Genomic DNA, 26,060 nt, shown 5'->3' on the forward strand with positions numbered 1-26,060 from the left:
CTGACTGCGCCGCCTGAAGGCGAAGGAGAGGATTGAGATGACGGTCAAGGTGGCGATCAACGGCTTCGGCCGCATCGGGCGCAATGTTCTGCGCGCGATCATCGAGTCGAAGCGCAAGGATATCGAGGTCGTGGCGATCAACGACCTCGGCCCGGTCGAGACCAATGCGCATCTCTTCCGTTTCGATTCGGTGCATGGCCGCTTCCCCGGCACCGTGACCGTCTCCGGCGACACGATCGATGTCGGCCGCGGGCCGATCAAGGTCACCGCCGTGCGCGATCCCAAGGATCTCCCGCACAAGGCGCTCGGCGTCGATATCGCGCTGGAATGCACCGGCATCTTCACGACGCGCGAGAAGGCGAGCGCCCATCTCGCCGCCGGCGCCAAGCGGGTGCTGGTCTCGGCCCCCTGCGACGGCGCCGACCTCACCGTGGTCTACGGCGTCAACCATGGCGAGCTGACCAAGGACCATATCGTCGTCTCGAACGCCTCCTGCACGACCAACTGCCTCGCGCCGGTGGTCAAGGTGCTGCATGACGCCGTCGGCATCGACAAGGGCTTCATGACCACGATCCATGCCTATACCGGCGACCAGCCGACGCTCGACACCATGCACAAGGATCTCTATCGCGGCCGCGCCGCGGCGATGTCGATGATCCCGACCTCGACCGGTGCCGCCAAGGCGATCGGTCTCGTCATCCCCGAGCTGAAGGGCCGCCTCGACGGAACCTCGATCCGCGTGCCGACGCCGAACGTCTCGGTCGTCGACTTCAAGTTCATGTCGAAGCGCAAGACCACGGTCGAGAAGATCAACGACGCCATCATCAAGGCCAGCAAGCGCGGGCCGCTGAAGGGTATCCTCGCCGTCACCGACCAGCCCAACGTCTCGATCGACTTCAACCATGATCCGGCCTCGTCGACCTTCGCGCTCGACCAGACCAAGGTGATGGACGAGAAGCTCGTCCGCATCCTGACCTGGTACGACAATGAGTGGGGTTTCTCGAACCGGATGAGCGACACCGCCGTCGCCATGGCGAAGCTGATCTGACCCGACCGGGTCCATGAATGGCCGCGCCCTGCGCGGCCATTCCTCTTTCACGAACGGGAAAGCCAGAGCGCATGAACAAGATCGAGCCTACCGTCGCGAACCCGTCGCCCGCTCCCGAGGCGATCATTCCGCCCGCCCCGACCATGGCCGAGGCCGCTGCGGCCCGCGCCGCCGAGATCAAGGTCGCCGAGCCGGTCGCCGCCGGCGATCCGCGCAAGCTCGACCAGCTCTCGCGCATCGAGGAGAAGGCGGCCCGGATCGAAGAGAAGTTCGCCCGCTACGAGGCCGTGCTGACGCGCGCCGAAGCCTCGCTCGAGCGCAGCGCCCAGAAGGTCGATCTCGCCGCCGGGACCATGGACTTCGCCGGGCTGCGCGAGGAGCTTTCTGCGCTCCGCCAGCGCGTCAACGCGACGCCGCGTTTCGGCGCGCTGCTCCTGACCGGCATCGTGACCGCGATCCTGACGGTGATCCTCACCGTGATCGTGCTGAAGAACGGCTTGCCCGGTATCCTGCCGCCGAGCCTGCCGCGCTGACGCTGCCCACGCCCCGACCATCAGAAGAGATCGCGATGCCCGCTTTCCGTACCCTCGACGACGCCGACCTCGCCGGAAAGCGCGTTCTCGTCCGCGTCGACCTCAACGTGCCGATGGAAGACGGCAAGGTCACCGACGCGACAAGGATCGAGCGGGTGCTGCCGACCATTCGCGAGATCTCGGAAAAGGGCGGCAAGGTCGTCCTGCTGGCGCATTTCGGCCGGCCCAAGGGCCGCGACGACAAGAACAGCCTGCGGCAGGTCGTTCCGGCACTCGCCCATGCGCTCGGCCAGCCGGTGATCTTCGTCGCAGATTGCATCGGCGAGGATGTCGCCAAGGCGGTCGCAGCGGCGAAGAACGGCGAGGTGCTGCTGCTCGAGAACACCCGCTTCCATGCCGGCGACGAGAAGAATGACCCGGATTTCGTCAAGGCGCTCGCCGCCAATGGCGACATCTATGTCAACGACGCCTTCTCCGCGGCGCACCGGGCGCACGCCTCGACCGAGGGGCTGGCGCATGTGCTGCCGGCCTATGCCGGCCGCACCATGCAGGCCGAGCTCGAGGCGCTCTCGGCCGGCCTCGACAGCCCGGCGCGGCCGGTGATGGCGATCGTCGGCGGCGCCAAGGTCTCGACCAAGCTCGAACTGCTCGGCAATCTCGTCAGGAAGGTCGATGTGCTCGTCATCGGTGGCGGCATGGCCAACACCTTCCTGGCGGCGCGCGGCGTCAATGTCGGCAAGTCGCTCTGCGAGCATGATCTCGTCGGCACTGCCCGGGAGATCGAGGCGAAGGCCAAGGCGGCCGGCTGCGAGATTCTGTTGCCGGTCGATGCGCTGGTGGCGCGCGAGTTCAAGGCCAATCCCGGCCACCGTGTCGTCTCGATCGGCGAGGTCGCCGATGACGAGATGATCCTCGATGCCGGGCCGCTCAGCGTCGCCGAGGTCGTGCTCAAGCTCGACAAGGTCAAGACCGTGGTCTGGAACGGCCCGTTCGGCGCCTTCGAGTTGCCGCCCTTCGACACCGCGACGGTGACGGTCGCCAAGGCGGTGGCGGAACGCGCCCGGACGAACCGGCTGGTCGCGGTCGCAGGCGGCGGCGATACCGTCGCGGCGATGAACCATGCCGGTGTTGCCGACGAGCTGACCTATGTCTCGACCGCGGGCGGCGCCTTCCTCGAATGGATGGAAGGCAAGGCACTCCCCGGTGTCGAGGCGCTGCGGCAGGGCTGACCGGCGGCCGCAGCCTGCGGTTGCACGACGTCGTGTTTATGCTATGTTCTCTTTCTGGAGTGCGCGAAGCTCAGGGATGGGCTGATCCGCTGGACGCGAGTCGTGAGGCTTTTTTCCTCTTGGATGCGATGTCACGACGATTTCGCTGGAGCCGCGTTGCGATGAGCGAAAATGTTCAGACTGCAATGTTCGAGATATTGAAGAAGATTCAGGCGGACATTGCCTCGTTCCGAACCGACGTGAACGAGCGCTTCACGCGTGTTGAAGCGCGCTTCGAAGGGCTCGATGAACTCGTCCGCAAGCAGCGGCGCGACACGGCTGGCCTCCTCGTCATGGCCAAAGCCGTGACCGGCGACTTCGCCGAGCAGGTCGCGGCTATCGAGGAGCGCGTCGCGGCGCTCGAAACACGCGGTCGCTGACCGCGTTCACGCTGTCGGCGCCTTTCGCTTTGCGTCCGCCACAGTTCGATTCTAAACCCCTTCAGATAAGTCAGAATCCACCCGGAGGACCGCTGTGGCCCGTATTACGCTTCGCCAATTGCTCGACCATGCCGCCGAGAACGACTACGGCGTGCCCGCCTTCAACATCAACAACATGGAGCAGGCGCTGGCGATCATGGCGGCTGCCGACGCCACCGACGCGCCGGTGATCATCCAGGCCTCGCGCGGCGCGCGTTCCTACGCCAACGACATCATGCTCAAGCACATGATGGACGCCGTCACCGAGATCTATCCGCATATCCCGGTCTGCGTGCATCTCGACCACGGCAACGAGCCGGCGACCTGCATGACCGCGATCCAGGCCGGCTTCACCTCGGTGATGATGGACGGCTCGCTCAAGGCCGACGGCAAGACCCCGGGCGACTGGGACTACAATGTCGGCGTGACCAAGACCGTGACCGAGATGTCCCATCTCGGCGGCATCTCCGTCGAGGGCGAGCTCGGCGTGCTCGGCTCGCTCGAGTCCGGCGAGGGCGAGAAGGAGGACGGCCACGGCTTCGAGGGCAAGCTCAGCCACGACCAGCTCCTGACCAACCCGGACGAGGCGGTGAAGTTCGTCGCCGAGACCAAGGTCGATGCGCTCGCCATCGCCATGGGCACCTCGCATGGCGCCTACAAGTTCACGCGCAAGCCCGACGGCGCGATCCTCGCGATGCACGTCATCGAGGAGATCCACAAGAAGCTGCCGAACATGCACCTCGTCATGCACGGCTCGTCCTCGGTGCCGCAGGACCTGCAGGACATCATCAACCAGTATGGCGGCAAGATGCCCCAGACCTGGGGCGTGCCGGTCGAGGAGATCCAGCGCGGCATCAAGCACGGCGTGCGCAAGATCAACATCGACACCGACAACCGGATGGCGATGACCGGCCAGATCCGCAAGATCCTGTCCGAGAACCCCGGCGAGTTCGATCCGCGCAAATATCTCAAGCCGGCCATGGAGGCGATGACCAAGCTCTGCAAGCAGCGCCTGGAAGAGTTCAACACCGCCGGCCAGGCTTCGAAGATCAAGCGCGTCATCACCCTGGCCGACATGGCCAAGCGCTACGCCAAGGGCGAGCTCGACCCGACCTTCGGCGCCAAGAAGGCGGCTTGAGGTAACGCGACCTACTCCCTCTCCCCTTGCGGGAGAGGGTTGGGGTGAGGGGTCGCGCGACGTTTCCGAGGAGAGCTCCAAGGCTTTTCCGGAGGCGTCGGGCGACCCCTCATCCGTCTCCGCTTCGCGGAGCCACCTTCTCCCGCATGGGGAGAAGGAAAGATCTCACACGCCGATCTTGCCGCCGCCCTTGCGGGTGATCGCCACCACTGAAGGGCGCACCGGCATGTCGGGCCTGAAGTCGGGCCAGCGGGTCGAGAGGTCCTCGTAATAGGAGCGGCGGCCGAATTCCGGCCAGTCCGGGCCGTCGTCGCCGGGGTGCTGGACCGCGACGAAGGCGGTGGTGTCGTCGGGCGTGAAGCAGGGGCCGCAGAGCTCGGCGCCGTGCGGCACGCGGTAGAACAGCTTCGAGGTCCGGCGCGCCGCGCCTTCGGTGTCGACTGCCCAGAGCCCGTCGGTGCGGCCGGTCTCCTTGGGTCCGTTGCCGTCGGTCGCGACCCAGAGGCGCCCGGCGGAATCGACCACGGCATTGTCGGGCATGCCGAACCAGCCATTCTTGCTGGTCTCGGTCGAGAAGCTCGCCCCGACCGCGGCGACCGACGGATCGCCACAGGTCAACAGGATCTCCCATTTACCCCTGGTCGCGGTGAAATCGCCGTCATCCTCGATGATCTCGATGATGTGGCCGAAAGCGTTCCTGGCGCGCGGATTGGCGGCATCGACCTGGTCGTCCTTGCGGCGCGTATTGTTGGTCAGCATCACATAGACACGGCCATTGACGCCGTTGGGGGTGATGTCTTCCGGACGGTCCATCTTGGTGGCGCCGAGCAGATCGCCGGCGCGGCGGGCCTCGATCAGCACATCGGCCTGGCCAGAGAAGCCGTTGGCGGCGGTGAGCGGCCCCTCTCCGAAGGCGAGCGGCAACCATTGGACCGTGCCGTCCGCCGCGAATTTCGCGACATGGAGCGTGCCGGAATCGAGCAGATCCATGTTGGCGGCGCGATTATTCGGATCGAAGCGGCCGGTCGTGACGAATTTGTAGACATAGTCGAAGCGCTCATCGTCGCCGAGATAGACGACGACGCGGCCATCCTTCGCGACGATGTTGTCGGCGCCCTCATGCTTGAAGCGGCCGAGCGCGGTGCGCTTCTTCGGTACCGAATTCGGATCGAAGGGGTCGACCTCGATCACCCAGCCGAAGCGGTTGGCCTCGTTGGGCTCGCTGGCGAGGTCGAAGCGCTCCTCGAAACGGCCCCAGGCATAGGGCGAGGAGGGGATGGCGAGACGCTTGTAATTGGCCTCCTCGCGATGGCCTTCCGGCAGCTTGCCGGAGAAATAGCCGTGGAAATTCTCCTCGCCGGAAACGAAGGTGCCCCAGGGCGTCATCGCGCCCGAGCAGTTGTTCAGCGTGCCGAAGACCTTGCGGCCGCTGGCATCGGCCTTGGTCCTGACGCGCTCGGTCCCGGCGACGGGGCCGGACAGCTGCATCTCGGTGGCGGCGGTGAGGCGGCGGTTCAGCTTTGAATCCCTGACCAGCGCCCATTTGCCGTCGGTCCGGCGGATCTCGGCGAGGGTCGCGCCATGGGCCATCGCCTCGATGGCGTAGCGCTCCCGGGTCGCGTTCTTCATCACCGGCTTGCCGTCCTTGATCTCGACGACGCCCGGGAACATCAGATGCGGGTTGGTGTATTCGTGATTGATGAAGAGCACGCCATGGCCGGACGGATCGGCGGCGCCCGGCAGGGGCAGATAGCCGACGAAGTCGTTGTTGTAGCCGAACTGTCTGGCCTGGGCCTCCGGCGTCTGCCCGGCCGGATCGAAGGCCGGCGCGTCGGGGAAGAGCGGGTCGCCCCAGCGCAGCAGGACATCGGCGTCATAGCCTTCGGCGACATGATGGTCGGCATCGACACCGGCTTCGACCTCCTTGAAGGCGAAAGCCGAGCCCTCGGCGCCGCGCGCTTCGGCGCGTTCGGCGGTCGCCAGTGCGGCGGTGCCGACCGTTGCGGAGATCGCCGAGACGGCGAGCGCGCCCTTGAGCAGGCCGCGCCGCGAGAAGCGCTGGCCGATTAGCTCACCCAGGGTCGGGTTGTCGGTGGGGTTCTGCGGGGCGGCATCCTCATGCTCGAGCAGGCTCGCGCCGAAGGTCGATTCATAATGGGGATCGTCGCTCATCACCGTCTCTCCATGGCCTGCCTCGACCCGGTCGTACCTAGCCGTTCGGCTTGACGGGGCCGTGACAGCGCCGCGACGGCCGACGCCGTTCAGGCCGCGCGATTGCGATGGGACAGGTTCTCGAAGGCTTCGGCAAGCAGCCCGGCGTGGTGGGAAAGCGATTGCGCCACGCCGAGCACGTCGCCGACGCTGGCGCCGGCGATCTGGGCCGCCTCATTGACCGAGCCGATGGTCTGGGCGACCTCCTGGGTGCCCTGTGCGGCGAAGTTGACGCTGCGGGCGATCTCCTCGGTCGCGGCGCGCTGCTGCTCGATCGTGCCCGCGATGTTCAGCGTCGTTTGGTCCATGCCCGAGACGAAGCCGGTGATGCTCTCGATGGCGAGAATCGCCTCGCGGCTGCGAGCCTGCATGGTGGGGACCTGTGCGGCGATCTCGTCGGTCGCCTTGCCGGTGCGCTCGGAGAGCTGCTTGACCTCCTGGGCGACGACGGCGAAGCCGCGTCCGGCCTCGCCGGCACGGGCTGCCTCGATCGTCGCATTGAGCGCCAGCATCGAGGTCTGGCTGGCGATGGTCCTGATCAGGTCGACGACCGAGCCGATGGTTTCGGCGGATTGCGCCAGACTCTTGACGATGACCTCGGTGGTCCGCGCCGCGGCGCTGGCGTCGTGGGTCTTGGTCGTGGCGCCGGTGATCTCGGCGGAGATGTGGCTCAGCGAGATCGACAGCTCCTCCGTCGCATTGGCGACATTGCGGACATTCTCGGACGCCGCGTCGGAGGCGCTGGCTGCCGCCAGCGCCTGGAAGCTGGTTTCCTGGACGGTGTCGCTCATGGTGCGCGCCAATGTCTCGATCACCCGGGCGCTGCCGCCGACCGAGGCGACGACGTCGCGAACCGTGACCTCGAAGGCCGCGATTTCGGCCTGGCTGCGCTCGCGGCTCTGCTTCTGGACGAGGGTATAGGTCTCGAGCAGCAGTTCGAGGTCGAGCTGCACGGCCTTCTGCAAGGCGGCGCGCAGAGCTATGCGCCGGTTGAGCTCGCGACGCTGCCAGAAGCGCAGCTGTCCCAGGCCGACGCGCAACAGGCCGAGCTCGGCCCCGATCGCATTGCCGACGATGGCATGGCAGATGGCGACGCCGTGGACGGGCACACCATGAGCATGGAAGGCGCTGGCCAGCGCATGCGCCGATTTCAGGAACCCGTCGTCGATCTCGCCCGAGACCAGCCTGATCCAGTGCGCGAGGCGCAGCGCGTGGACCTCCGGTTCCTGCATGGCCCGCAGGATCTCGGGCCAGGCCTCGAAGCTGGCGTGAAGTTCCTCCAGCAGGCTGGGAAGGCGGCTCTGGGCGAAGTCGCGCTGCCGCTTCAGCAAGGCGAGGTCATAGGCTTCGATGCGAAAGGTGCGCAAGCGAGCGTCGTGTTCGATGATGGCGTCGCTCATGCGCAACTTCTGATCGCCTGGGACATGGAGAAAGGTGCTCCTGGCGACTTTGCGAAGAGTTCGAAAACAAAGCCTTAAGCACGAGCCGCCGTTGCGTTATCCCGAACCCGGCGCCCTGTGCGCTTGCTTCCGGCCGACGCCACTGACTATAACGCGCGCCTGCGCGCGCCCGCGGGCAGGCACAGCGATCAGAGCGGAGGCGACCAAGCCATGGCCGGGCATTCCCAGTTCAAGAACATCATGCACCGAAAGGGCAAGCAGGACGCGGTGCGTTCCAAGCTGTTCTCGAAGCTGGCCCGTGAAATCACCGTCGCCGCCAAGATGGGCATGCCCGACCCGAACATGAATCCGCGCCTGCGCATGGCCGTGCTGGCCGCGCGGGCGGAGAACATGCCGAAGGACAATATCGAGCGCGCGATCAAGAAGGCGATCGGCGGCGAGGGCGAGAACTATGACGAGGTCCGCTACGAGGGCTACGGCCCGGGCGGCGCGGCCGTCATCGTCGAGGCGCTGACCGATAACCGCAACCGCACGGCCTCGGCGGTGCGCTCCTACTTCACCAAATCCGGCGGGGCGATGGGCGAGAGCAATTCGGTCTCGTTCATGTTCAACCGGGTCGGCGAGATCAGCTATCCCGCCGAAGCCGGGGATGCCGACAAGGTGATGGAGGCGGCGATCGAGGCCGGCGCCGACGATGTGATCAGTGACGAGAACGGCCACACCATCCTTTGCGCCTTCGATGCGCTGAACGATGTCAGCAAGGCGCTGGAGACGTCTCTCGGCGCGCCGGCCTCGGCCAAGCCGGTCTGGCGGCCGACCACGACCGCACCGCTCGACGAGGACAAGGCGGCGTCGATGATCCGCCTGATGGAAGCGCTCGACAATGACGACGACGTCCAGAACGTCTTCGCCAATTTCGAGATCGCCGACGAGGTGATGGCCAAGCTCAGCGGCTGAGGCTGGACAGGCGGAGCGCGATGGTCGGGCCCGTCCCGACCATCCGCGTCTTCCGCTGTGAAGGGCGGTGGCCAAGGCCTGGGTGCTCGCCACAAGGGCGAGCCTGACGGCTGTGGTGCGTTAGCGCCCGAGCAGCGCATCCCAGAGCGGCAGGCCGGCGATCGCGCTGAGGAAGATCGTCAGATAGGCGATGCGCCGGAAGGTCTGCTCGGAGGCGAGCCTGAAGGCGTGCGTGCCGATCCAGAGGCCGGCGCCGTAGATCAGGAAGAGCGGCAGCGCCATCATCAGGGCCGCGACGCCGAGAATGCCCTTGATCCAGAGGATGGTGCCGCTGACGATGGTGCCCAGGCCGAAATAGGTCTGCATGTTGGCACGCGTCTTGTGGCGGTCGTTGCGCTGGGCACCGAGCCAGAAGACGGCGAGCGGCATGCCGCCGATGCTGGCGAGCCCGTTGCAGAGCCCGGACAGGGCGCCGACACCGAGCGAAAGCGGGATGCCAGGCCGGCCGTGATAGCGCCAGCCGGAGGCGAGCAGCGCCACCGTGGCGAGCACGAGCGAGGACAGCAGCCAGCGCATCGTCGTCTGGTCGAGCCAGACCAGCAGGGTGAGGCCGATCGGCAGGGTCAGCGTCGCGGCGATCAGCAGCGGAACGACCTCGCGCCATTCGGCTCTTTTGGCTGAGCGCGCCGCCAGCGGCAGGGCGAAGGGCACGTCGATCACCCAGATCAGGCCGAGCGCCGCGACCGGGCCGAGCACGACTGAGGCGAGCGGCATGAAGACCATGGCGAAGCCGAAGCCGGTAAAGCCGCGCACCAGCCCGCCGAGAAAGGTGGCGAAGAGCAGTGTGGCGATGCCCGAGGCGGTGAGGCCGGGGAAGAAGGGGGCGATGAGTTCGAGCATGGCCTCGGGCGGGGTGACTGAACTCTCAACTCGCCCCAAGCGGCCATGCGATCAACCCCTGTTGCCGTGATGACGGCGATGACCGTCAAGCATCGATCGGACGATGGGCGTTCGTGAAGACCAGCCGCATGATGGCGTGAGGCTTCGCCCCGACGGAGAAGGCAAGCTGCCCGGAACGTGCTCTAAGCTGCCGTGATGAACGCGATTCGCATCCTCGGCATCGACCCCGGTCTGCGCAAGACCGGCTGGGGCGTCATCCTCAGCGAGGGGACCAAGCTCGCCTTCATCGCCTGCGGCGTGGTCGAAAGCGAGCAGAAGGCCCCGCTGGCCGAGCGGCTGCGGCAGTTGCATGACGGCATCGCCGGCGTGATCGCTGCGCATGCGCCGGGGGAGGTCGCGGTCGAGGAGACTTTCGTCAACCGCGATCCGCAATCGGCGCTGAAGCTCGGCCAGGCGCGCGGAGTCGCTTTGGTGGTGCCGGCGCTGGCGGGGCTCGAGGTCGCCGAATATGCGGCGAATCTGGTCAAGAAGACGGTGGTGGGCGTCGGCCATGCCGACAAGAAGCAGGTCCAGGCGATGATCCGCGTGCTGCTGCCCAAGGCCGAGACGAAGAGCGCCGACGCTGCCGACGCTCTGGCGGTGGCGATCTGCCATGCCCAGCATCGTGGGGCCCGGGCGATGCTGGCGAAGTATCAGGTCCGGTAGGCGTAGAGTTCGGCGTCCGGATCGCCCTTGCCGGTGAGCCCGGCCCGGACGATCTCGGCGCCGATGCGGCTATAGGTGATGCCGTTGCCGCCGAAGCCCATGACCGCCCAGCAATTCTTCAGCCCGGGCAGCTCGCCGATCGTCGGTAGCCCCGTGGCCGAGGCGCCGAAGGTGCCGGCCCAGGCAAAATCGGCCCGTATGTCGAGTTCCGGGAAGAGCCCGGCGAGCTTCCTCTGCAAGGTTTTGGTCTTGGCTGCGATCAGCCGGTCGCGCGCCTCTTCGTCGACGAAATCCTCGTCCTCGCCGCCGCAAATCACCCGGCCATCGGGCGTGGTGCGTAGATAGAGATAAGGCTCGGAAGCCTCCCAGACGAAACAGCGCTCCGGCCAGAGGCGGCGCGGCTGCGCGGGGGTGGCGATCGCCCAGGTCGAGATCGCCTGATGTCCCTTCGGCTTCAGCCCGAGCGGGATCTCGTAGCCGGTGCAGAACACGACATGGCGGCAGCTTATATGCGTGCTGGCCTTGGTCCGCAGAACGACCGAGCGCGGTCTCGCGTCGATGTCGACGATCTCGACCGGGCTGGCGAGCCGCGCACCGCGGCCGATCGCGGTGCGCAGGAAACCAGCGGCGAGTGCGCGCGGATCGACCTCGACATTGTCATAGCCGAGCAGGGCGGCCCGGTGTGCGATGCCGAAACGCTCCTCGACCGCGGTTGTGCCGAGGAAAGCGGTCTCGAATCCGGCGCGGCGGCGGGCCTCGCCCTCGTGCGACAGGGCCTCGGCATCGAGCAGATCGCCGGCGAGATAGAGGGAGTCGCGCCGCCGCATCGGTGCCAGCGACAAAGCTCGGATGCGGGCGTAAAGCCCGTCCAGGGCCAACCGAGAGCGCCGCCAGGCCCGGATCGCCGCTTCCTCGCCGATCTGGCGCGAGAGCTTGGTCAGGGGCTGGTCGATCTCGTATTGGAGGAGGGCGGTGCTGGCGACGGTCGAGCCGTGCACGGGGCCGCGCCGGTCGACGATCAGCACGTCCAGCCCGACCTCGCTGAGCGCGTCGGCGACCATGGCGCCCGAAATGCCGGCGCCGATGACGACGACATCGGCACGCGCATCAGCCGCAAGTTTCCAGCCCGGCACGGACGGCGCCCGCTTCTCCTGCCAGACCGAGCGGCCGGTCCGCAGGTCTCTCTTTCTCGTCAGCACGCGGCGCCCCCATTTCCAGCGAAGAACGCATGATCGCCGCGAATGATCCGCGCTGGCCGAAAGGGGCGATCATGCTAACAGGTTGGCATGATCGGAAAGCTAAAGGGCCTCATCGATTCGTATGGGGAGGACTTCGTCATCGTCGACGTTCAGGGCGTCGGCTATGTCGTGCAGTGCTCGTCGCGGACCCTGCAGCGCCTGCCCAAGACGGGCGAGGCTGCGGCCCTGTCGATCGAGACCCATGTCCGCGAGGATGCGATCCGGCTCTACGGCTTCCTGTCGGATACCGAGCGCGACTGGTTCCGGCTGATGCAGACGGTCCAGGGCGTCGGCGCCAAGGTCGCGCTCGCGATCCTCTCGACGCTGGAGCCCGGGGCGCTGGCAACCGCGATCGCGACCGGCGACAAGGCAGGGGTTGCGCGCGCGCCCGGTGTCGGGCCAAAACTGGCCCAGCGCATCTGTGCCGAGCTCAAGGACAAGGCGCCGTCCTTCGGCCATATCGATGCCGGCGTCGCCGAGCTCGCCGGTGCGCTCGACGACAAGCGCCTGCCGCAGCCGGTCGCCGATGCCGTCTCGGCCCTGGTCAATCTCGGCTATCCTCAGGCGCAGGCGGTGGCGGCGGTCGCGGCTGCGTCCCGCGCCGCAGGAGAGGGAGCCGGGACGGCCCAGCTGATCCGCCTCGGCCTGAAGGAGCTGGCGAAATGAGCCACGCGCCCGAACTGGTCCGCGACGTCGAGGACAAGAGCGCCTTCCTGGCGCTGATGATGCGGCATTGGGGCTCGCATCGCATGATGATCGGCCTGAAGACTTATGATTGCGCCGAGATCCCGCTGCTCGGCCTGTTCTCTGCCGCCGGCGAACCTTTGGCGCTGGCGAGTTGGTCACCCGATGGCGACACGGCCGTGCTCTGCGCGCTGCATGCGCTGAAGCCTGGCGAGGGCGCGGCGGAGCGACTGCTCGAGGCGGTCAAGACCGCGGCGAAGGCGCGCGGCGCCGTCAGGCTGCGGGCGATGCTGACCAATGACAACATGCCGGGCCTCGCCTTCTACCAGAAGCTCGGCTTTCGTTTCTCGGGGCTCTATGTCGAGGCGATCGACGCCTATCGCTCGGTGATCCCGACGATCATCAAGACCGGCTATCAGGACATTCCCGTGCGCGACGCGCTCGAACTGGAGATCGCGCTGTGAGCGAGCCGCGCCGATTGGTGACGCCCGAGCGCCGCGAGGACGACAGCGAGAACTCGCTGCGGCCGCTTTCGCTCGCCGATTTCACCGGCCAGGCGGCGGCGCGGGCGAACCTCCAGGTCTTCATCAATGCGGCGCGGGCGCGCGGCGACGCACTCGACCATGTCCTGTTCGTCGGGCCGCCTGGCCTCGGCAAGACGACATTGGCGCAGATCGTGGCGCGCGAGCTCGGGGTGAATTTCCGCTCGACCTCGGGGCCGGTGATCGCCAAGGCCGGCGACCTCGCGGCGCAATTGACCAATCTCGAAGAGCGCGACGTGCTCTTCATCGACGAGATCCACCGGCTCAACCCGGCCGTCGAGGAAATCCTCTATCCGGCGATGGAAGACTACCAGCTCGACCTGATCATCGGCGAGGGGCCGGCCGCGCGCTCGGTCAAGATCGACCTGCCGAAGTTCACTTTGGTCGGCGCGACGACGCGGGCGGGGTTGCTGACGACGCCGCTGCGCGACCGCTTCGGCATTCCGGTGCGTCTGCAATTCTACACGGTCGAGGAATTGCAGGGCATCGTCGCGCGCGGCGCGCGGGTGCTCGGCGTGCCGATGTCGGATGACGGCGCCAACGAAATCGCGCGCCGGTCCCGCGGGACGCCGCGCATTGCAGGGCGCCTGCTGAGACGCGTGCGCGACTTCGCCATCGTCGATGGCGACGCCATCGTCACCCGCAAGGTCGCCGACAAGGCGCTGGGCCTGCTCGAGGTCGACGGCATCGGTCTCGACCTGATGGATCGGCGCTATCTGACCATGGTCGCGGTGAATTTCGGCGGCGGGCCGGTCGGCATCGAGACCATCGCTGCGGCGCTCTCCGAACCGCGCGACGCGATCGAGGAGATCATCGAGCCCTTCCTGCTGCAGCAGGGCTTCCTGCAGCGTACGCCGCGCGGGCGCCTTTTGACCGCGCATGCCTTCCGGCATCTCGGCATGGCCGAACCCAACCGCGAGACGGCACAGTTCGGCCTGTTCGGCGACGACGAGGACGCCTGACCGGGGGCCTAACGGCGCGCGAATTTCGCGCGCTGCATGGCCGGCAGCTGGCCGGCATGCTCGAGCGCGCCGGAAGGCGCCTCCCGAGCATTCTCGATCGGCTGCATGCCTTCGCCGGCGTTGCGGCTGTCGGGAGGTGTCGGCCCGGTTTCGGCCTTGCGCTTCTGATCGAGCGCCTTGCGGGCCCTGGCCTGCTGGGCTGCATCTCGCAGCTTCGACATCGGCAAGTCTCCTCGTGTCCTGCGAGGATAACCCCGGGGTCCCGGTCGGGTTCCGTGCCGGCATGCACTTGACAGGATGATCCGGAAACTGCTCGCACGGTGGGCGCGCCACCTAGCAAAGGAGCAAGCCAGCTCGCGATGACCGATTTGCAGCCCAGGCCCGCCGACCATAAGTCCGCCGACCACAAGCCCGCCGGCCACCGGATTTCCGTCCGCGTCTACTATGAGGACACGGACTTCTCCGGCGTCGTCTATCACGCCTCCTATCTGCGCTTCATGGAGCGCGGCCGCACCGAGCTGATCCGTGCGCTCGGGATCGAGCAGCGCGAATTGTTCGACGGGGATGCGGCTCTCGGCTTCGCGGTGCGGCGCATGACGATCGATTTCGTCCGACCGGCGGTGATGGACGACCTCTTGACGGTCGAGACGGTGCCGACCCTGGCGCGCGGCGCCACCATGGAGCTCGACCAGCGCGTCCTGCGCGGCGAGGAGGTGCTGATCACCGCGCAGGTCAAGGTCGCTTGCGTCGGTGGCGGCAAGGCGCGACGCATCCCCGACGTGCTGCGGCAGAGGCTCGGGCTGGAGATCGTCTGATCGGGCTTGCACGGGTTGGCATCGACGCTCGTCGGTCACCATGTTAGGGCCGCTAACATGAGCTGGAAACGCAACGAGCCCGAGCAGCCGCGCGGCTACCATCACGGCAATCTCAAGGAGGCGCTGGTGCGCGCCGCGCTCGGCCTGATCGGCGAGAAGGGGCCGAACGGCTTCACCTTCGCCGAAGCCGCCCGGATGGCCGGTGTCAGCCCGGCTGCGCCCTATCGGCATTATCGCGACCGCGACGAGTTGCTGGCGGATGTCGCGGCGCGCGGCTTCGCCGCCTTCGAGGACGCCTTGGCGAAAGCCTGGGACGAGGGCAGGCCCGATGTCGAGACGGCCTTCCACCGGCTCGGCCGGGCCTATCTCGCCTTCGCCCACGATCAGCCGGCTTTCTATTCGGCGATGTTCGAGGCCGGCGTGCCGCTCGACGCCAGCCCGGAACTGCGCAATGCGGCGGAGCGCGCCTTCCAGCAATTGCGGCAGGCGGCCGAGACGCTGATCTCGGCCTTGCCGCCGGGCAAGCGGCCGCCGGCGCTGATGATGGCGCTGCATATCTGGGCGATGTCGCATGGTGTCGCAGCCCTGTTCGGACGCGCCGATGGCGGCCGGCGCCCGCTGCCGATGTCGGCTTCCGACCTGCTCGAGGCGGGCATGCTGATCTATCTCAAAGGGCTCGGCCTGCCGCCTGACAAGGCCGGCTGAAGCTCGCCCGCACATCTTCAGATCATCGACGTCCCGAGCGTAGCGAAGCGGAGATCCGGGAGCCATTCCGGGATCTTCTTCGGAAAGGCTCGGGCATGGCTCCCGGATCGGCGCCGCCGGCGCGGCTTGTCCGGCAAACCGAGTTGATGGCGGGCAGGGAAGGTGCCTGCGCAAAAATTTGTGGCCCTCGTCTTGAAAGGCTTGGCAGCTGCGGCCAGATATGTGAATGTGATTTACATTCACACGATCGACGCTCGTCGATCGAAGGGTTGGCCGGCAGCTTCATCCGTCGCTGCCATTCAGTTTCGAGAGGGAACGATGCCGATCGTCGCCAAGTTGGACGAATACGGGAAAGGGGCCTGGATCGCCTTGGCGGTGCTCGGCTTCATCGTCTGGTGGCCGCTGGGTCTGGCGACCCTGGCCTTTCTGTTCTGGAGTGGACGCATGGGACATGGTTGCGGACAGGCGCGTTACGAGCACCGGATGAGCCGCCTGCAGGACAAGATGGAGCGCCTGCGCGACCGCATGGGGGGCGGGCAGGGCTGGGGCAGCTCCGGCTTCGGCGGCGGTTGGGGGCGCGGCCCGTCCAGCGGCAACCGCGCCTTCGACGAGTATCGCGAGGAGACGCTGCGTCGCCTCGAGGATGAGCAGCGCGAATTCCAGGACTTCCTCGGCCGGCTGCGCATGGCCAAGGACAAGGCCGAGTTCGACGAGTTCATGAGCGAGCGGCGCCGCGGCGCAACCGATGCCGAGACCGGCGGTAACGCCTGACCCTACGGCCCGACAGACTACGCGACCCGCCTTGTCAACGAGGCGGGTCGTTTGCTTTTGCGGGCTCCTTCGCCGCTTCCGGCTTCTTGCGGCTGGTGGTGATGAAGAAGATCACGATGGTCAGCGCCGAGGTCAGCGAGGCGATGACCGCGGTGAGCTGGCCCTTCAGGCTCTCGATCTTGTCGATGCGGCCAGAGACGATGTTGTGACGCAGCTGCAGGGCGGTCAGATGCGCGCCCGCCTCCTGCACCATGGCGCTTTCGAGCGCCTGGATGTTCCGGACCGTGCCGGCATCGCTGTAGTCCTGGTCGACCAGCGCGTCATAGGCGGCCATGCGCGCCTGCCAGTCGCCTGGGTGGACGATTGCCGTGATGCGTCGCACCGCCTGCTTGGCGTTCTGCCGGAAGAGCCGGTCGAGCAGGTACTTGTACTGCATCTCGGCCGTGGCGCCGTTCATCACGAGCAGAAATGCGCCGCGACCGAGCTGCAGGGTCTCGAAGGCCTTCACCTGTCCGTCGAGCGCGCCGATATCGCGGGTGATCGCGTCGCGTTCGCCCGAGAAGCGGGCGACGCGGCGATCGAGCGAGTTCGACATCGCAAAAGTGCCGAGCGAGGACAGGATGGCGGGGGAAGCGATCAGCATCGCGCTCAGCGTCGTGCGGTTCCAGAAATAGCGCCGGAACGTACCGGCCACCTGCTCGCCCAGCTGCATTTTCCCGCTCCCGCGCGCACCCCGATTCGGGCCGGAGCACCGGCGCCATAACCCGATGTTAACCACGCGGGTTGTTAAGGTTGACCGGGCCTTAATCCGAAACAAGGCCTTTGGCGCGCCGAATATCGCCGTTCGGCCCATCTTTCGCCGGATTCAGCGGCGATTGGTTCTGACGGCATATCCCCGGAGCGCAGATCGGGCGGCGGCGCGAACTTCGCGGCGCGTCTAGCGGGCTGTGCGGAGTCGGTCGGATTTCGCATCGGCCAGGCAGAAGGATGACAGGATGAACCCCGCCGCGGAGGTCGCGCAGGTCGCGCCGCAGATCGACATGTCGTTCTGGTCGCTGTTCTGGCACGCGCATTTCGTCGTCAAGATCGTGATGATCGGACTCTTGGCTGCGTCCGTCTGGTGCTGGTCGATCATCGTCGACAAGACCCTGCTCTACCGCCGCACCCGCCGCGACATGGACGCCTTCGAGGAGGTGTTCTGGTCGGGTCGCTCGCTCGAGGAGCTCTATCGCGAGCTCGCCAACCGGCCGGTCAGCGACATGGCCGCGGTCTTCGTCGCGGCGATGCGCGAATGGAAGCGCTCCTTCGAGAATGGCGGGCGCTCGGTCGCAAGCCTGTCGCAGCGCATCGACAAGGTGCTCGACGTCACCATCCAGCGCGAGGCCGAGCGGCTGGAATCGAAGCTGCTGGTGCTTTCCACCATCGCTTCGGCGGCTCCGTTCATCGGCCTATTCGGCACGGTCTGGGGCATCATGAACTCCTTCACCGCGATCGCGGTCTCGAAGAATTCCTCTCTCGCCGTCGTGGCGCCGGGCATTGCCGAGGCGCTGTTCGCCACGGCGATCGGCCTGTTCGCCGCGATCCCCGCGCTGATGGCCTACAACAAGCTCCAGGCCGAGGTCGCCAAGGCGCAGAACCGGCTGGAAGCCTTCGCCGACGAATTCTCCGCGATCCTGTCGCGGCAGATCGACGAACGGCTGGCGGCGTAAGGGGCGCTGGGCATGGGCATGTCAGCTGCTGCCGGCGCCAGGGCCGGGGGACGCCGCAGCCGCCGCCGGCGGCACGGCGCCATCGCCGAGATCAACATGACGCCGTTCATCGACGTCATGCTGGTGCTCCTGATCATCTTCATGGTCGCCGCGCCGCTGATCGCGACGGGCGTGCCGATCGACCTGCCGCAGACCGGCGCCAAGCCGATCAATGTCGACCAGAAGCCGATCACCATCGCCATCGACGACAAGGGCCAGATCTTCCTGCAGGACCAGCCGACGCTGGAGCCCGACCTCGTGCAGAAGCTGCAGGCGATCGCCAAGCAGGGCTTCGACGATCGGATCTATGTTCGTGGCCACAAGCAGGTCGACTATGGCCGCGTCGCCTCGGTGATGTCGACCATCACCAGCGCCGGTTTCAAGCGCGTGGCGCTGGTCACCGAGCCGAGCACGCACTGAGCGAGAGGATGCTGCCGCGTTGATGGTTTCGCGTTCCGAACCGGGCTTGGCGGTTTCCGCCCTGGGCCACGCGTCCTTCCTGGTCGCGGGGCTGCTGGCGTTTTCCTCGCCGAACCCGCTGCCGGAGCATATGGAGGCGATCGCCGTCGAGGTGATCGACCCGTCCGCGCTGAACCAGGTGACGCGCGGCGAGCGCCAGGCCGAGAAGGTCCAGGAGCAACCGCAGCAGCGCGCCGAGCGCCAGTCCGAGGTGGTCGAGCGCAAGGAGGCCGGAGAGGCCAAGCACGACACGCCGGCGCCGCCCTCGCGTCCGCCCGAGCTCAAGGTCGCCGAGGAGAATGTCGCGGCGCCTCTGCCGCCATCGCGGCCGACGCCGAAGCCGACCCCACCGGCCGAGCCGGTGAAGCAGCCGCCGCAGAAGACCGAGCAGGCCGCGGCCCGCGAGGCCGAGCAGCGCCGCGAGGAGCTGGCGAAGCTGGCCGAAGAGGCCGAGCGCGAGAGCAAGGCCAAGCAGGCCGAGGAAGAGGCCAAGGCGGCCGCCAAGGCGAAGGCCGAAGCGGAGGCGCAGGCCAAGGCGGAGGCCGCCAAGCTCGCCAAGGCGAAGGCCGAAGCCGAAGCCAAGGCCAAGGCGGAAGCCGAGCAGAAGGCCAAGCTCGCGGCGGAAGCCAAGGCGAAGCGCGAGGCGGAGGCCAAGGCCAAGCGCGAGGCCGAGCTTGCCAAGAATTTCAATCCGAACGACATCGCCAAGCTGCTGCAGTCGAAGGAGCAGGCGCAGTCCTCGGGCTCGAGTGCGCCGCAGATCAACCGCACCGCTTCGCTCGGCACCCAGACCGGAACCTCGCAGAAGCTCTCGCCCTCGCTGAGGGCGCAGCTGATGGGCATCATCCAGGACCAGTTGCAGAAGTGCTGGAACGTGCCGATCGCGCTGCAGAGCTCGCAGAAGCCGGTGGTGCCCCAGGTCCGGATGAAGCTCAACACCGACGGCTCGCTGCTCGGCCAGGCGAGCGTAACCAATTCCTCGTCCGACCCGCTCTTCCGGGTCGCGGCGGATTCGGCTCTGACGGCGACGCGGCGCTGTTCGCCGCTGCGTATTCCCGCTCAGTTTGCCGCGTATTATGACGATTGGCGTGATGTCGTCGTCAATTTCGACGCAAGGGACGTGCTGTGACCGCGATCGACCGCTATCCTCTCCCCATCATCCGGACGGCGCCGTGCGCGCCCGGGCTGACGCGCCGCCATGCCTTGGCTCTCGGCGGCGCCGCACTCGCCGGCACGGCCTTGTTGCCGGCTGCGGCGCGCGCCGAGCTGGTCATCGACCTGCGCAAGGGCACCTTCCAGCCGATGCCGATCGCGATCGCCGATTTCGCGGGCGAGGGCGGCGTCCAGGTTTCGGGCATCATCACCAATAATCTGAAGCGCTGCGGCTATTTCCTGCCGATCGAAAAGGCGCGCCATCCCGAGAAGAACCCGCCCTTCGACAGCGTGCCGCAATTCGAGGCCTGGAAGAGCGCCGGCATCCAGGCGCTGGTGACGGGCCGCGTCTCGCGCGACGGTGCCGGCCGCCTCAAGGCCGAGTTCCGGCTCTGGGACGTGCTGACGGGCCAGCAGATCGACGGCCAGCAATACTTCACCGATCCCAATAATTCCCGCCGCGTCGGGCACATCATCTCGGATGCGGTGTTCACCAAGGTCACCGGCGTCGGCGGCTTCTTCGACACCCGCGTCGTCTTCGTCGACGAGTCCGGGACGAAGGAGAACCGTCGCAAGCGCCTCGCCATCATGGACCAGGACGGTGCCAATGTGCGCTATCTGACCGGCGGCGAGACCGCCGTGGTCACCCCGCGCTACTCGCCCGTGGCGCAGGAAGTCACCTATATGGCCCAGCGCACCGGTGAACCGCCGCGCGTCCATGTGCTCAACATCGAGACCGGGCAGCGCCAGGTCGTCGGCAACTTCCCCGACATGACCACGAGCCCGCGCTTCTCGCCCAATGGCGCGCGCATCGCACTCAGCCTGCAGCAGGGCGGCAACGCCAATCTCTACGCGATCGACATCGGCTCGCGCACCACGACGCGGCTGACCTCGACCCCGGCGATCGACACCTCGCCCTCCTATTCGCCCGATGGCGCGCAGATCGTCTTCGAGAGCGATCGCGGCGGCTCGCAGCAGCTCTATCTGATGGGCGCCGGTGGCGGCGAGGGCAAGCGCATCTCCTTCGGCCAGGGCTCCTATTCGCAGCCTTCCTGGTCGCCGCGCGGCGATCTCATCGCCTTCACCCGCCAGGGCGGCGGCGCCTTTTCGATCGGCGTGATGCGGCCCGACGGCTCGGGTGAGCGCATCCTGACCGAGGGGTTCCACAACGAGGCGCCGAACTGGGCGCCGAACGGCCAGTACATCATGTTCTTCCGCGATCCCGGCGGGCAGTCCGGGGGCAAGCTCTACATGGTCGACATCACCGGGCGCGTCGAAGTGCCGGTGCCGACCCCCGCCTTCGCCTCGGACCCGACCTGGTCGCCGCTGCTCACCGCCGCGCGCTGAGGCAGGCGGAGAGCATCCGGGGGCTCCGCGCCGGCGCGGCGCCGAGCCCTGAGGACCTCTGCCCGGACCGCGCCGGCAGGCAGGCTGTTTTCAGCGGCGCTCGTACGTTTGCAGGACGCGGAAGGGCAAACCTGCAGCGAGCCTATGGTACATTTTTGCCACGGGCGTGCGAATGCAGTAGATCGTGGCATTTCATTAACCATGCGCCGCAATGCCGCCACTTCGCCTTGGTTTGGCAAGGTCTCGTTTAGGTTGATACATCATTGATTGCAGGACGTGCGACGCCGAAAAGGCGCGTCCTCGCCTTGGAAAGCCCGGAGAAACATTATGCTCGCGTCCTTCGCCGCCAGCGCGCGCACCGCGCGCTTCGCCGTCGCCATGCTGGGCGCGCTCGCCCTCGGCGCCTGCGCCAAAGACCAGAATGCCGATGGCTTCGGCGCCGGCGGAGCGGCGACCCCGGGCAGCGCTCAGGACTTCGTCGTCAATGTCGGCGATCGCGTGTTCTTCGAGACCGATTCGACCGATCTGACCCCGACCGCCGTGGCCACGCTCGACAAGCAGTCGGCCTGGCTCGGGCGCTATCCGCGCTATACCTTCACCATCGAGGGCCATGCCGACGAGCGCGGCACTCGCGAGTACAACTATTCGCTCGGTGCCCGCCGCGCCCAGACGGTCCGCGACTATCTGGCTTCGCGCGGCATCCCGGCCAACCGGATGCGCACGATCTCCTATGGCAAGGAGCGCCCCGTTGCGGTCTGCAACGACATCTCCTGCTGGTCGCAGAACCGCCGCTCCGTGACCGTGCTCGACGCCGGCGCCGGCGTCTGAGGTTCCCTCCGGGACGCGAGAGGGCCGGCGCTTCCCGAGAGGAAAGCGCCGGCCCTTTCACATTTTGGCCGTGGTATCGCGGTGTGATAGGCTCTGGTTTCGACGTAGGGCGGTTTGCTGGATGATGATCGGGTCGAGAATCTGCGTTTCCTCTGCGAAGCGACGGGGTGTTCTTCATGGCGTCGCCGCCGCGGCGCTGGCCTTTGTCGTCGGCGTCGGGGCGCTGCCGGCCTCTGCGCAGGATGCCGCCGACCTGCTGGTGCGCACGACGCGGCTCGAGAACCAGCTGCGCCAGCTCTCGGGCCAGATCGAGCAGCTGCAGTTCGAGAACCGGCGCCTGACCGAGCAACTCCGGAAATTCCAGGAAGATGTCGACTTCCGGTTTTCCGAGCGTGGTGGCGCGCGTTCCGGCGCCGCGCCGGCCTCGCCGCCGCCCCAGCCATCGCGCCAGCGCCGCGGCGACGCCTTCGATCCCGCGGCCAATCCGAGCGCGGCCGGTGCGCCGCGCCGGATCGGCGAAGTGATCGACGATGATTTCGCCGGCAGCTCCACGGCAGGGCAGGGGCCGCTCGATATTTCCGGCGTCGGCCGTCAGCCACAAGGCGCGCTGCCGCCGGCCGCGCCGCGTGGTCCGAGCGTCGCCGCCGCCGGTCAGGCCGCCAGCCCGCGGGAAATCTACGACGTCGCCTATACCCATGTGCTGCGCAAGGAATATGAGCGGGCGGAGATGAGCTTCCGCGAATTCCTGCAGAGCTATCCGCGTGACCGGCTCGCGCCCGACGCGACCTTCTGGCTTGGCGAGAGCTATTTCCAGCGCCAGCGCTATCGCGAGGCCGCCGAGCAGTTCCTGAAGATCTCGCGTGATTATCCCAAGGCCGGCAAGGGCCCCGACAGCCTGCTCAAGCTCGGCATGGCGCTGAACGGGCTCGGTGCCCGCGACCAGGCCTGCGCCACCTATGCCAAGGTCGGGATCGACTATCCCGGCGCCTCGAACGCGGTGCGCAAGGGTGTCGAGCGCGAGCAGAAGCGCGCCCGCTGCGCTTGAGCGCGGCGCCGCCTGCCGCCGCCGCGCCGGCGGCTCTCTCGGAGGCCGAAGCGGAGGCGCTGTTCGCGCCGCTGGCCGCCGAGGAGGGCCTGCTGGTCGCCGTATCGGGCGGCCCCGATTCCATCGCGCTGCTCGCCCTGCTCTCTGACTGGGTGAAAGCCCGTGCGGGGCGGCCGGCACTCCATGCCGCGACCGTCGATCATGGCCTGCGACCTGAGGCCGCCATGGAGGCGGCTGCGGTCGGGCGCCTCTGCCGCAGCCTCGATGTTCCCCATGCCATCATCCGTTGGGAGGGCGAGAAGCCCCGCTCGGGCCTGCAAGAGCAGGCACGGCTGGCGCGCTATGCGCTGCTCGCCGAGCAGATGAAGGCGCTTGGCGGGGGCGTCATCGTCACCGCTCATACGCTCGACGACCAGGCCGAGACCCTGCTGATGCGGATGGCGAAGGGTTCGGGCCCTGGCGGCCTTTCCGGCATGCGCGCGCGTACCGTCAAGGAAGGCGTGCCGCTGGTCCGTCCGCTGCTCGGGGTCGCGAAGGCGCGCCTCGTCGCCACCTGTCTGGCACGCGGTCTCGATCATGCCAGCGATCCGTCGAACGAGGATTCGAATTTCACCCGCGTGCGCTGGCGCAGGCTGATGCCGCTATTGGCGGAGGAGGGGCTGACATCGGCCCGGCTTGGCCAGCTCGCGACACGAATTGCACGAGCGGAACAGGCGCTGGATCAGCGTATGGCGGCCTTGCTGCCCGCCTTGTCGACGTGGGGTGAAGACGGTTTGCGGCTCGATTTCGAGGCCCTGTGCCGCGAGCCGGAGGAGATGATCATCCGCGTTCTGGGGCGAGCGCTGGCGGCGTTCCAGCCGGATGTCGCAGCGAGGCCCGACATGCGTCTCGAAAGACTGGAAAGCTGTGCTCTCGCCCTGGCCGAGGCGGTGCGAGATGGCCAACCGCTCCGACGCACGCTAGCCGGCTGCGTGCTGCGGCTTGCCGGCGACGGGGTCCTGACCGTAACGCGCGAGCCGCCGCGGCGACGCGGCGTTCACCCTGCGGCGGAATGAGGCGGGCAAAACGCAGCCTTCCCTTGGCAAAAAGGGCAGAGGCTCCTAGATTAGACCGTGAATATCTCAGGCTCGTCCGGCACTTCCGCTGGAGAGCGGATCGGAACCCTGATGAATCCGAACTTCCGAAATTTTGCCCTCTGGGTGGTGATCTTCCTGCTGGTTCTGGCGCTGGTCACCCTGTTCCAGAGCCCGAGCCAACGGGTCAGCACCAATGAGATCCCCTACAGCCAGCTGATCAACGAGTCCGAGGCCGGGCGTATCACCAATGTCGTGGTGGCCGGTCAGGAGATCACCGGCACCTTCTCGGATGGCCGCAGTTTCGTGACCTATGCGCCCTATGGCGACCCGGCCCTGCTGAAGACGCTGGCGCAGAAGGGCGTTCAGGTCTCGGCCCGCGCTCCGTCCGAGGGCACGCCCTGGTTCATGGCGCTGCTGGTCAATTCGCTGCCCTTCGTGATCTTCATCGGCCTGTGGATCTTCATGTCCCGCCAGATGCAGAACGGCGCCGGCCGCGCCATGGGCTTCGGCAAGTCGAAGGCGAAACTCCTCACCGAGGCGCATGGCCGCGTCACCTTCGAGGACGTCGCCGGCATCGACGAGGCCAAGGAGGATCTGCAGGAGATCGTCGAGTTCCTGCGCGACCCCCAGAAGTTCCAGCGCCTCGGCGGCCGCATCCCGCGCGGCGTGCTGCTGGTCGGCCCTCCGGGCACCGGTAAGACGCTGACCGCGCGCGCCGTCGCCGGCGAGGCGAACGTGCCGTTCTTCACGATCTCGGGTTCGGACTTCGTCGAGATGTTCGTCGGCGTCGGCGCATCCCGTGTCCGCGACATGTTCGAGCAGGCCAAGAAGAACGCGCCCTGCATCATCTTCATCGACGAGATCGACGCCGTCGGCCGTCATCGCGGCGCCGGCCTCGGCGGCGGCAATGACGAGCGCGAGCAGACCCTCAACCAGCTCCTGGTCGAGATGGACGGCTTCGAGCCGAACGAGGGCGTGATCATCATCGCCGCGACCAACCGGCCCGACGTGCTCGATCCCGCCCTGCTGCGCCCGGGCCGTTTCGACCGCCAGATCGTCGTGCCGAACCCGGACGTCGCCGGCCGCGAGAAGATCCTGCGCGTGCATGTCCGCAAGGTCCCGCTCGCTCCGGATGTCGACCTCAAGGTGCTGGCCCGCGGTACGCCCGGCTTCTCCGGCGCCGACCTGATGAATCTCGTCAACGAGGCCGCTCTCCTCGCCGCCCGCCGTGGCAAGCGCATGGTCACGCATCTCGAATTCGAGGATGCCAAGGACAAGGTCATGATGGGCGCCGAGCGCAAATCGATGGCGATGTCCGAGGAGGAGAAGAAGCTGACCGCCTATCACGAGGCCGGTCACGCCATCGTCGGTCTCTATGTCCCGGCCGGCATTCCCGTCCACAAGGCGACGATCATCCCGCGCGGACGCGCCCTCGGCATGGTCAAGTTCCTGCCGGAGGGGGATCGCTACTCGATGAAGTTCAAGGAGTTCACCTCGCAGCTCGCGGTCGCCATGGGCGGGCGCGTCGCCGAGGAGATCACCTTCGGCAAGGAGAACATCACCTCCGGCGCGACCGGCGACATCCAGCAGGCGACCAAGATGGCGAAGGCCATGGTCACGCAGATGGGCTATTCGGAGGAGCTCGGCCTGGTCGCCTATGGCGACAATCAGGAGGAGGTCTTCCTGGGCATGTCGATGGGCCGCAGCCAGAGCATCTCGGAATCGACGGCGCAGAAGATCGACAGCGAAGTCCGCCGCCTGGTCAACCAGGGCTATCTCGACGCCAAGGAGATCCTCAGCAAGCACCATGACGAGTTCGTCGCGGTGGCCGAGGCGCTGCTCGAGTTCGAGACGCTGACCGGCGACGAGATCCGCGACCTGATCGCCGGCAAGCGCCCGATGCGCGATACCGACGACACGCCGCACGCTCCGCGCGGCTCGGCCGTGCCGAGCGCCGGCAAGGGCCGCAAGCGCGACGAGCCCGATGCCGGTCTGGAGCCGCAGCCGCAGGCCTGAGGCGGTTTTCAGGAGAACGAGATCGGGCGGCCCACCGGGCCGCCCTTTTCTTCGAGAGGGGCAGGCTTCGGAAGGCTCTGACCGGCGGTTTTC

General features: G+C 67.2%; 27 protein-coding genes. 21 read left to right on the top strand and 6 right to left on the bottom strand.

Annotated elements, in window-relative coordinates; genetic code table 11:
- The first annotated feature begins 37 nt into the window (after positions 1-37).
- The 5 genes from gap (at position 38) to fba (ending at position 4,406) form a co-directional block, all read left to right on the top strand.
- On the top strand, positions 38-1,048 hold the full coding sequence (gene gap / locus AC3RCC_RS07870) for a type I glyceraldehyde-3-phosphate dehydrogenase (protein ID WP_291641405.1): 1,011 nt from the start codon (positions 38-40) through the stop codon (positions 1,046-1,048).
- Positions 1,049-1,119: 71 nt separating this feature from the next.
- Positions 1,120-1,581, top strand: a complete 462-nt coding sequence (locus AC3RCC_RS07875) for a hypothetical protein (RefSeq protein ID WP_291648256.1) — start codon at positions 1,120-1,122, stop codon at positions 1,579-1,581.
- A 35-nt stretch (positions 1,582-1,616) separates the two neighbouring features.
- A complete protein-coding gene (locus tag AC3RCC_RS07880; RefSeq protein ID WP_291648254.1) occupies positions 1,617-2,810 on the top strand; it encodes a phosphoglycerate kinase in 1,194 nt (397 codons plus the stop codon).
- Positions 2,811-2,971: 161 nt separating this feature from the next.
- A complete protein-coding gene (locus tag AC3RCC_RS07885; protein WP_492258099.1) occupies positions 2,972-3,229 on the top strand; it encodes a hypothetical protein in 258 nt (85 codons plus the stop codon).
- Positions 3,230-3,323: 94 nt separating this feature from the next.
- Positions 3,324-4,406 carry a class II fructose-bisphosphate aldolase gene (fba, locus tag AC3RCC_RS07890; RefSeq protein ID WP_291641413.1) on the top strand — a complete coding sequence of 361 codons (1,083 nt, stop codon included), beginning with the start codon at positions 3,324-3,326 and terminating at the stop codon, positions 4,404-4,406.
- 165 nt (positions 4,407-4,571) lie between these two features.
- Here fba and AC3RCC_RS07895 read toward each other — a convergent pair whose 3' ends face one another.
- Together AC3RCC_RS07895 and AC3RCC_RS07900 are read right to left on the bottom strand one after the other, a co-directional pair.
- Positions 4,572-6,578, bottom strand: a complete 2,007-nt coding sequence (locus tag AC3RCC_RS07895) for a PhoX family protein (protein ID WP_492258100.1) — start codon at positions 6,576-6,578, stop codon at positions 4,572-4,574.
- 89 nt (positions 6,579-6,667) lie between these two features.
- A complete protein-coding gene (locus tag AC3RCC_RS07900; RefSeq protein ID WP_492258101.1) occupies positions 6,668-8,017 on the bottom strand; it encodes a methyl-accepting chemotaxis protein in 1,350 nt (449 codons plus the stop codon).
- Between the two features lie 210 nt (positions 8,018-8,227).
- On the opposite strand from AC3RCC_RS07900, the gene AC3RCC_RS07905 reads away from it, so the two are divergent.
- Entirely contained in the window at positions 8,228-8,974 is a 747-nt protein-coding gene (locus AC3RCC_RS07905) for a YebC/PmpR family DNA-binding transcriptional regulator (protein ID WP_452117002.1), read from the top strand.
- A gap of 120 nt (positions 8,975-9,094) precedes the next feature.
- On the opposite strand, the gene AC3RCC_RS07910 is transcribed toward AC3RCC_RS07905, so the two are convergent.
- Positions 9,095-9,874 (bottom strand): sulfite exporter TauE/SafE family protein, encoded by a 780-nt coding sequence (locus AC3RCC_RS07910; RefSeq protein WP_291641425.1) that lies wholly within the window; start codon positions 9,872-9,874, stop codon positions 9,095-9,097.
- A gap of 195 nt (positions 9,875-10,069) precedes the next feature.
- Here AC3RCC_RS07910 and ruvC point away from each other — a divergent pair, with 195 nt between their 5' ends.
- Entirely contained in the window at positions 10,070-10,579 is a 510-nt protein-coding gene (gene ruvC / locus AC3RCC_RS07915) for a crossover junction endodeoxyribonuclease RuvC (RefSeq protein WP_492258102.1), read from the top strand.
- On the opposite strand, the gene AC3RCC_RS07920 is transcribed toward ruvC, so the two are convergent.
- Positions 10,567-11,778, bottom strand: coding sequence for an NAD(P)/FAD-dependent oxidoreductase (locus tag AC3RCC_RS07920; RefSeq protein WP_492258103.1), 1,212 nt, complete (start codon positions 11,776-11,778; stop codon positions 10,567-10,569). The genes ruvC and AC3RCC_RS07920 overlap by 13 nt on opposite strands.
- Before the next feature lie 87 nt (positions 11,779-11,865).
- On the opposite strand from AC3RCC_RS07920, the gene ruvA reads away from it, so the two are divergent.
- Genes ruvA through ruvB form a run of 3 tightly spaced genes read left to right on the top strand, consistent with a single transcriptional unit; the run spans position 11,866 to position 14,005 of the window.
- On the top strand, positions 11,866-12,483 hold the full coding sequence (ruvA, locus tag AC3RCC_RS07925) for a Holliday junction branch migration protein RuvA (RefSeq protein ID WP_492258104.1): 618 nt from the start codon (positions 11,866-11,868) through the stop codon (positions 12,481-12,483).
- Complete coding sequence (locus tag AC3RCC_RS07930; protein ID WP_492258105.1) at positions 12,480-12,965, top strand: GNAT family N-acetyltransferase; 486 nt, start codon at positions 12,480-12,482, stop codon at positions 12,963-12,965. The genes ruvA and AC3RCC_RS07930 overlap by 4 nt, the downstream gene beginning before the upstream one ends.
- Complete coding sequence (gene ruvB, locus AC3RCC_RS07935; protein WP_291641434.1) at positions 12,962-14,005, top strand: Holliday junction branch migration DNA helicase RuvB; 1,044 nt, start codon at positions 12,962-12,964, stop codon at positions 14,003-14,005. Before AC3RCC_RS07930 ends, ruvB begins: the two co-directional genes overlap by 4 nt.
- Before the next feature lie 8 nt (positions 14,006-14,013).
- On the opposite strand, the gene AC3RCC_RS07940 is transcribed toward ruvB, so the two are convergent.
- Entirely contained in the window at positions 14,014-14,226 is a 213-nt protein-coding gene (locus AC3RCC_RS07940; RefSeq protein WP_291648236.1) for a hypothetical protein, read from the bottom strand.
- A gap of 138 nt (positions 14,227-14,364) precedes the next feature.
- On the opposite strand from AC3RCC_RS07940, the gene ybgC reads away from it, so the two are divergent.
- The 3 genes from ybgC to AC3RCC_RS07955 all read left to right on the top strand — a co-directional run bounded on the left by ybgC (position 14,365) and on the right by AC3RCC_RS07955 (position 16,296).
- On the top strand, positions 14,365-14,820 hold the full coding sequence (gene ybgC / locus AC3RCC_RS07945; RefSeq protein ID WP_291641438.1) for a tol-pal system-associated acyl-CoA thioesterase: 456 nt from the start codon (positions 14,365-14,367) through the stop codon (positions 14,818-14,820).
- 57 nt (positions 14,821-14,877) lie between these two features.
- Positions 14,878-15,525 (top strand): TetR/AcrR family transcriptional regulator, encoded by a 648-nt coding sequence (locus AC3RCC_RS07950; protein ID WP_291648232.1) that lies wholly within the window; start codon positions 14,878-14,880, stop codon positions 15,523-15,525.
- A gap of 318 nt (positions 15,526-15,843) precedes the next feature.
- Positions 15,844-16,296, top strand: coding sequence for a DUF2852 domain-containing protein (locus AC3RCC_RS07955; RefSeq protein ID WP_492258106.1), 453 nt, complete (start codon positions 15,844-15,846; stop codon positions 16,294-16,296).
- A 34-nt stretch (positions 16,297-16,330) separates the two neighbouring features.
- Here the strand turns inward: AC3RCC_RS07955 and AC3RCC_RS07960 are convergent, their stop codons facing one another.
- Complete coding sequence (locus AC3RCC_RS07960) at positions 16,331-17,008, bottom strand: hypothetical protein (RefSeq protein ID WP_492258107.1); 678 nt, start codon at positions 17,006-17,008, stop codon at positions 16,331-16,333.
- 283 nt (positions 17,009-17,291) lie between these two features.
- Between AC3RCC_RS07960 and tolQ the strand changes: the two genes are divergently transcribed.
- From tolQ to ftsH, 8 genes are all read left to right on the top strand, one after another.
- A complete protein-coding gene (gene tolQ / locus AC3RCC_RS07965) occupies positions 17,292-18,005 on the top strand; it encodes a protein TolQ (protein ID WP_291641444.1) in 714 nt (237 codons plus the stop codon).
- A gap of 12 nt (positions 18,006-18,017) precedes the next feature.
- Positions 18,018-18,464 (top strand): protein TolR, encoded by a 447-nt coding sequence (tolR, locus tag AC3RCC_RS07970; RefSeq protein ID WP_291641446.1) that lies wholly within the window; start codon positions 18,018-18,020, stop codon positions 18,462-18,464.
- Between the two features lie 46 nt (positions 18,465-18,510).
- A complete protein-coding gene (gene tolA / locus AC3RCC_RS07975; RefSeq protein WP_452116991.1) occupies positions 18,511-19,632 on the top strand; it encodes a cell envelope integrity protein TolA in 1,122 nt (373 codons plus the stop codon).
- A 56-nt stretch (positions 19,633-19,688) separates the two neighbouring features.
- Positions 19,689-21,002 carry a Tol-Pal system beta propeller repeat protein TolB gene (tolB, locus tag AC3RCC_RS07980; protein WP_465247225.1) on the top strand — a complete coding sequence of 438 codons (1,314 nt, stop codon included), beginning with the start codon at positions 19,689-19,691 and terminating at the stop codon, positions 21,000-21,002.
- A gap of 327 nt (positions 21,003-21,329) precedes the next feature.
- Positions 21,330-21,830, top strand: coding sequence for a peptidoglycan-associated lipoprotein Pal (pal, locus tag AC3RCC_RS07985; protein ID WP_291642597.1), 501 nt, complete (start codon positions 21,330-21,332; stop codon positions 21,828-21,830).
- A gap of 124 nt (positions 21,831-21,954) precedes the next feature.
- The gene (gene ybgF, locus AC3RCC_RS07990) at positions 21,955-22,875 is read left to right on the top strand and encodes a tol-pal system protein YbgF (protein WP_492258108.1); all 921 of its coding nucleotides are present in this window, start codon (positions 21,955-21,957) and stop codon (positions 22,873-22,875) included.
- Positions 22,872-23,930, top strand: a complete 1,059-nt coding sequence (tilS, locus tag AC3RCC_RS07995; protein WP_492258109.1) for a tRNA lysidine(34) synthetase TilS — start codon at positions 22,872-22,874, stop codon at positions 23,928-23,930. The genes ybgF and tilS overlap by 4 nt, the downstream gene beginning before the upstream one ends.
- A gap of 111 nt (positions 23,931-24,041) precedes the next feature.
- A complete protein-coding gene (gene ftsH, locus AC3RCC_RS08000; protein WP_291642592.1) occupies positions 24,042-25,967 on the top strand; it encodes an ATP-dependent zinc metalloprotease FtsH in 1,926 nt (641 codons plus the stop codon).
- Positions 25,968-26,060 lie beyond the last annotated feature (93 nt).

It is taken from the genome of Allobosea sp. GW823-FHT01F03 (assembly GCF_058798075.1).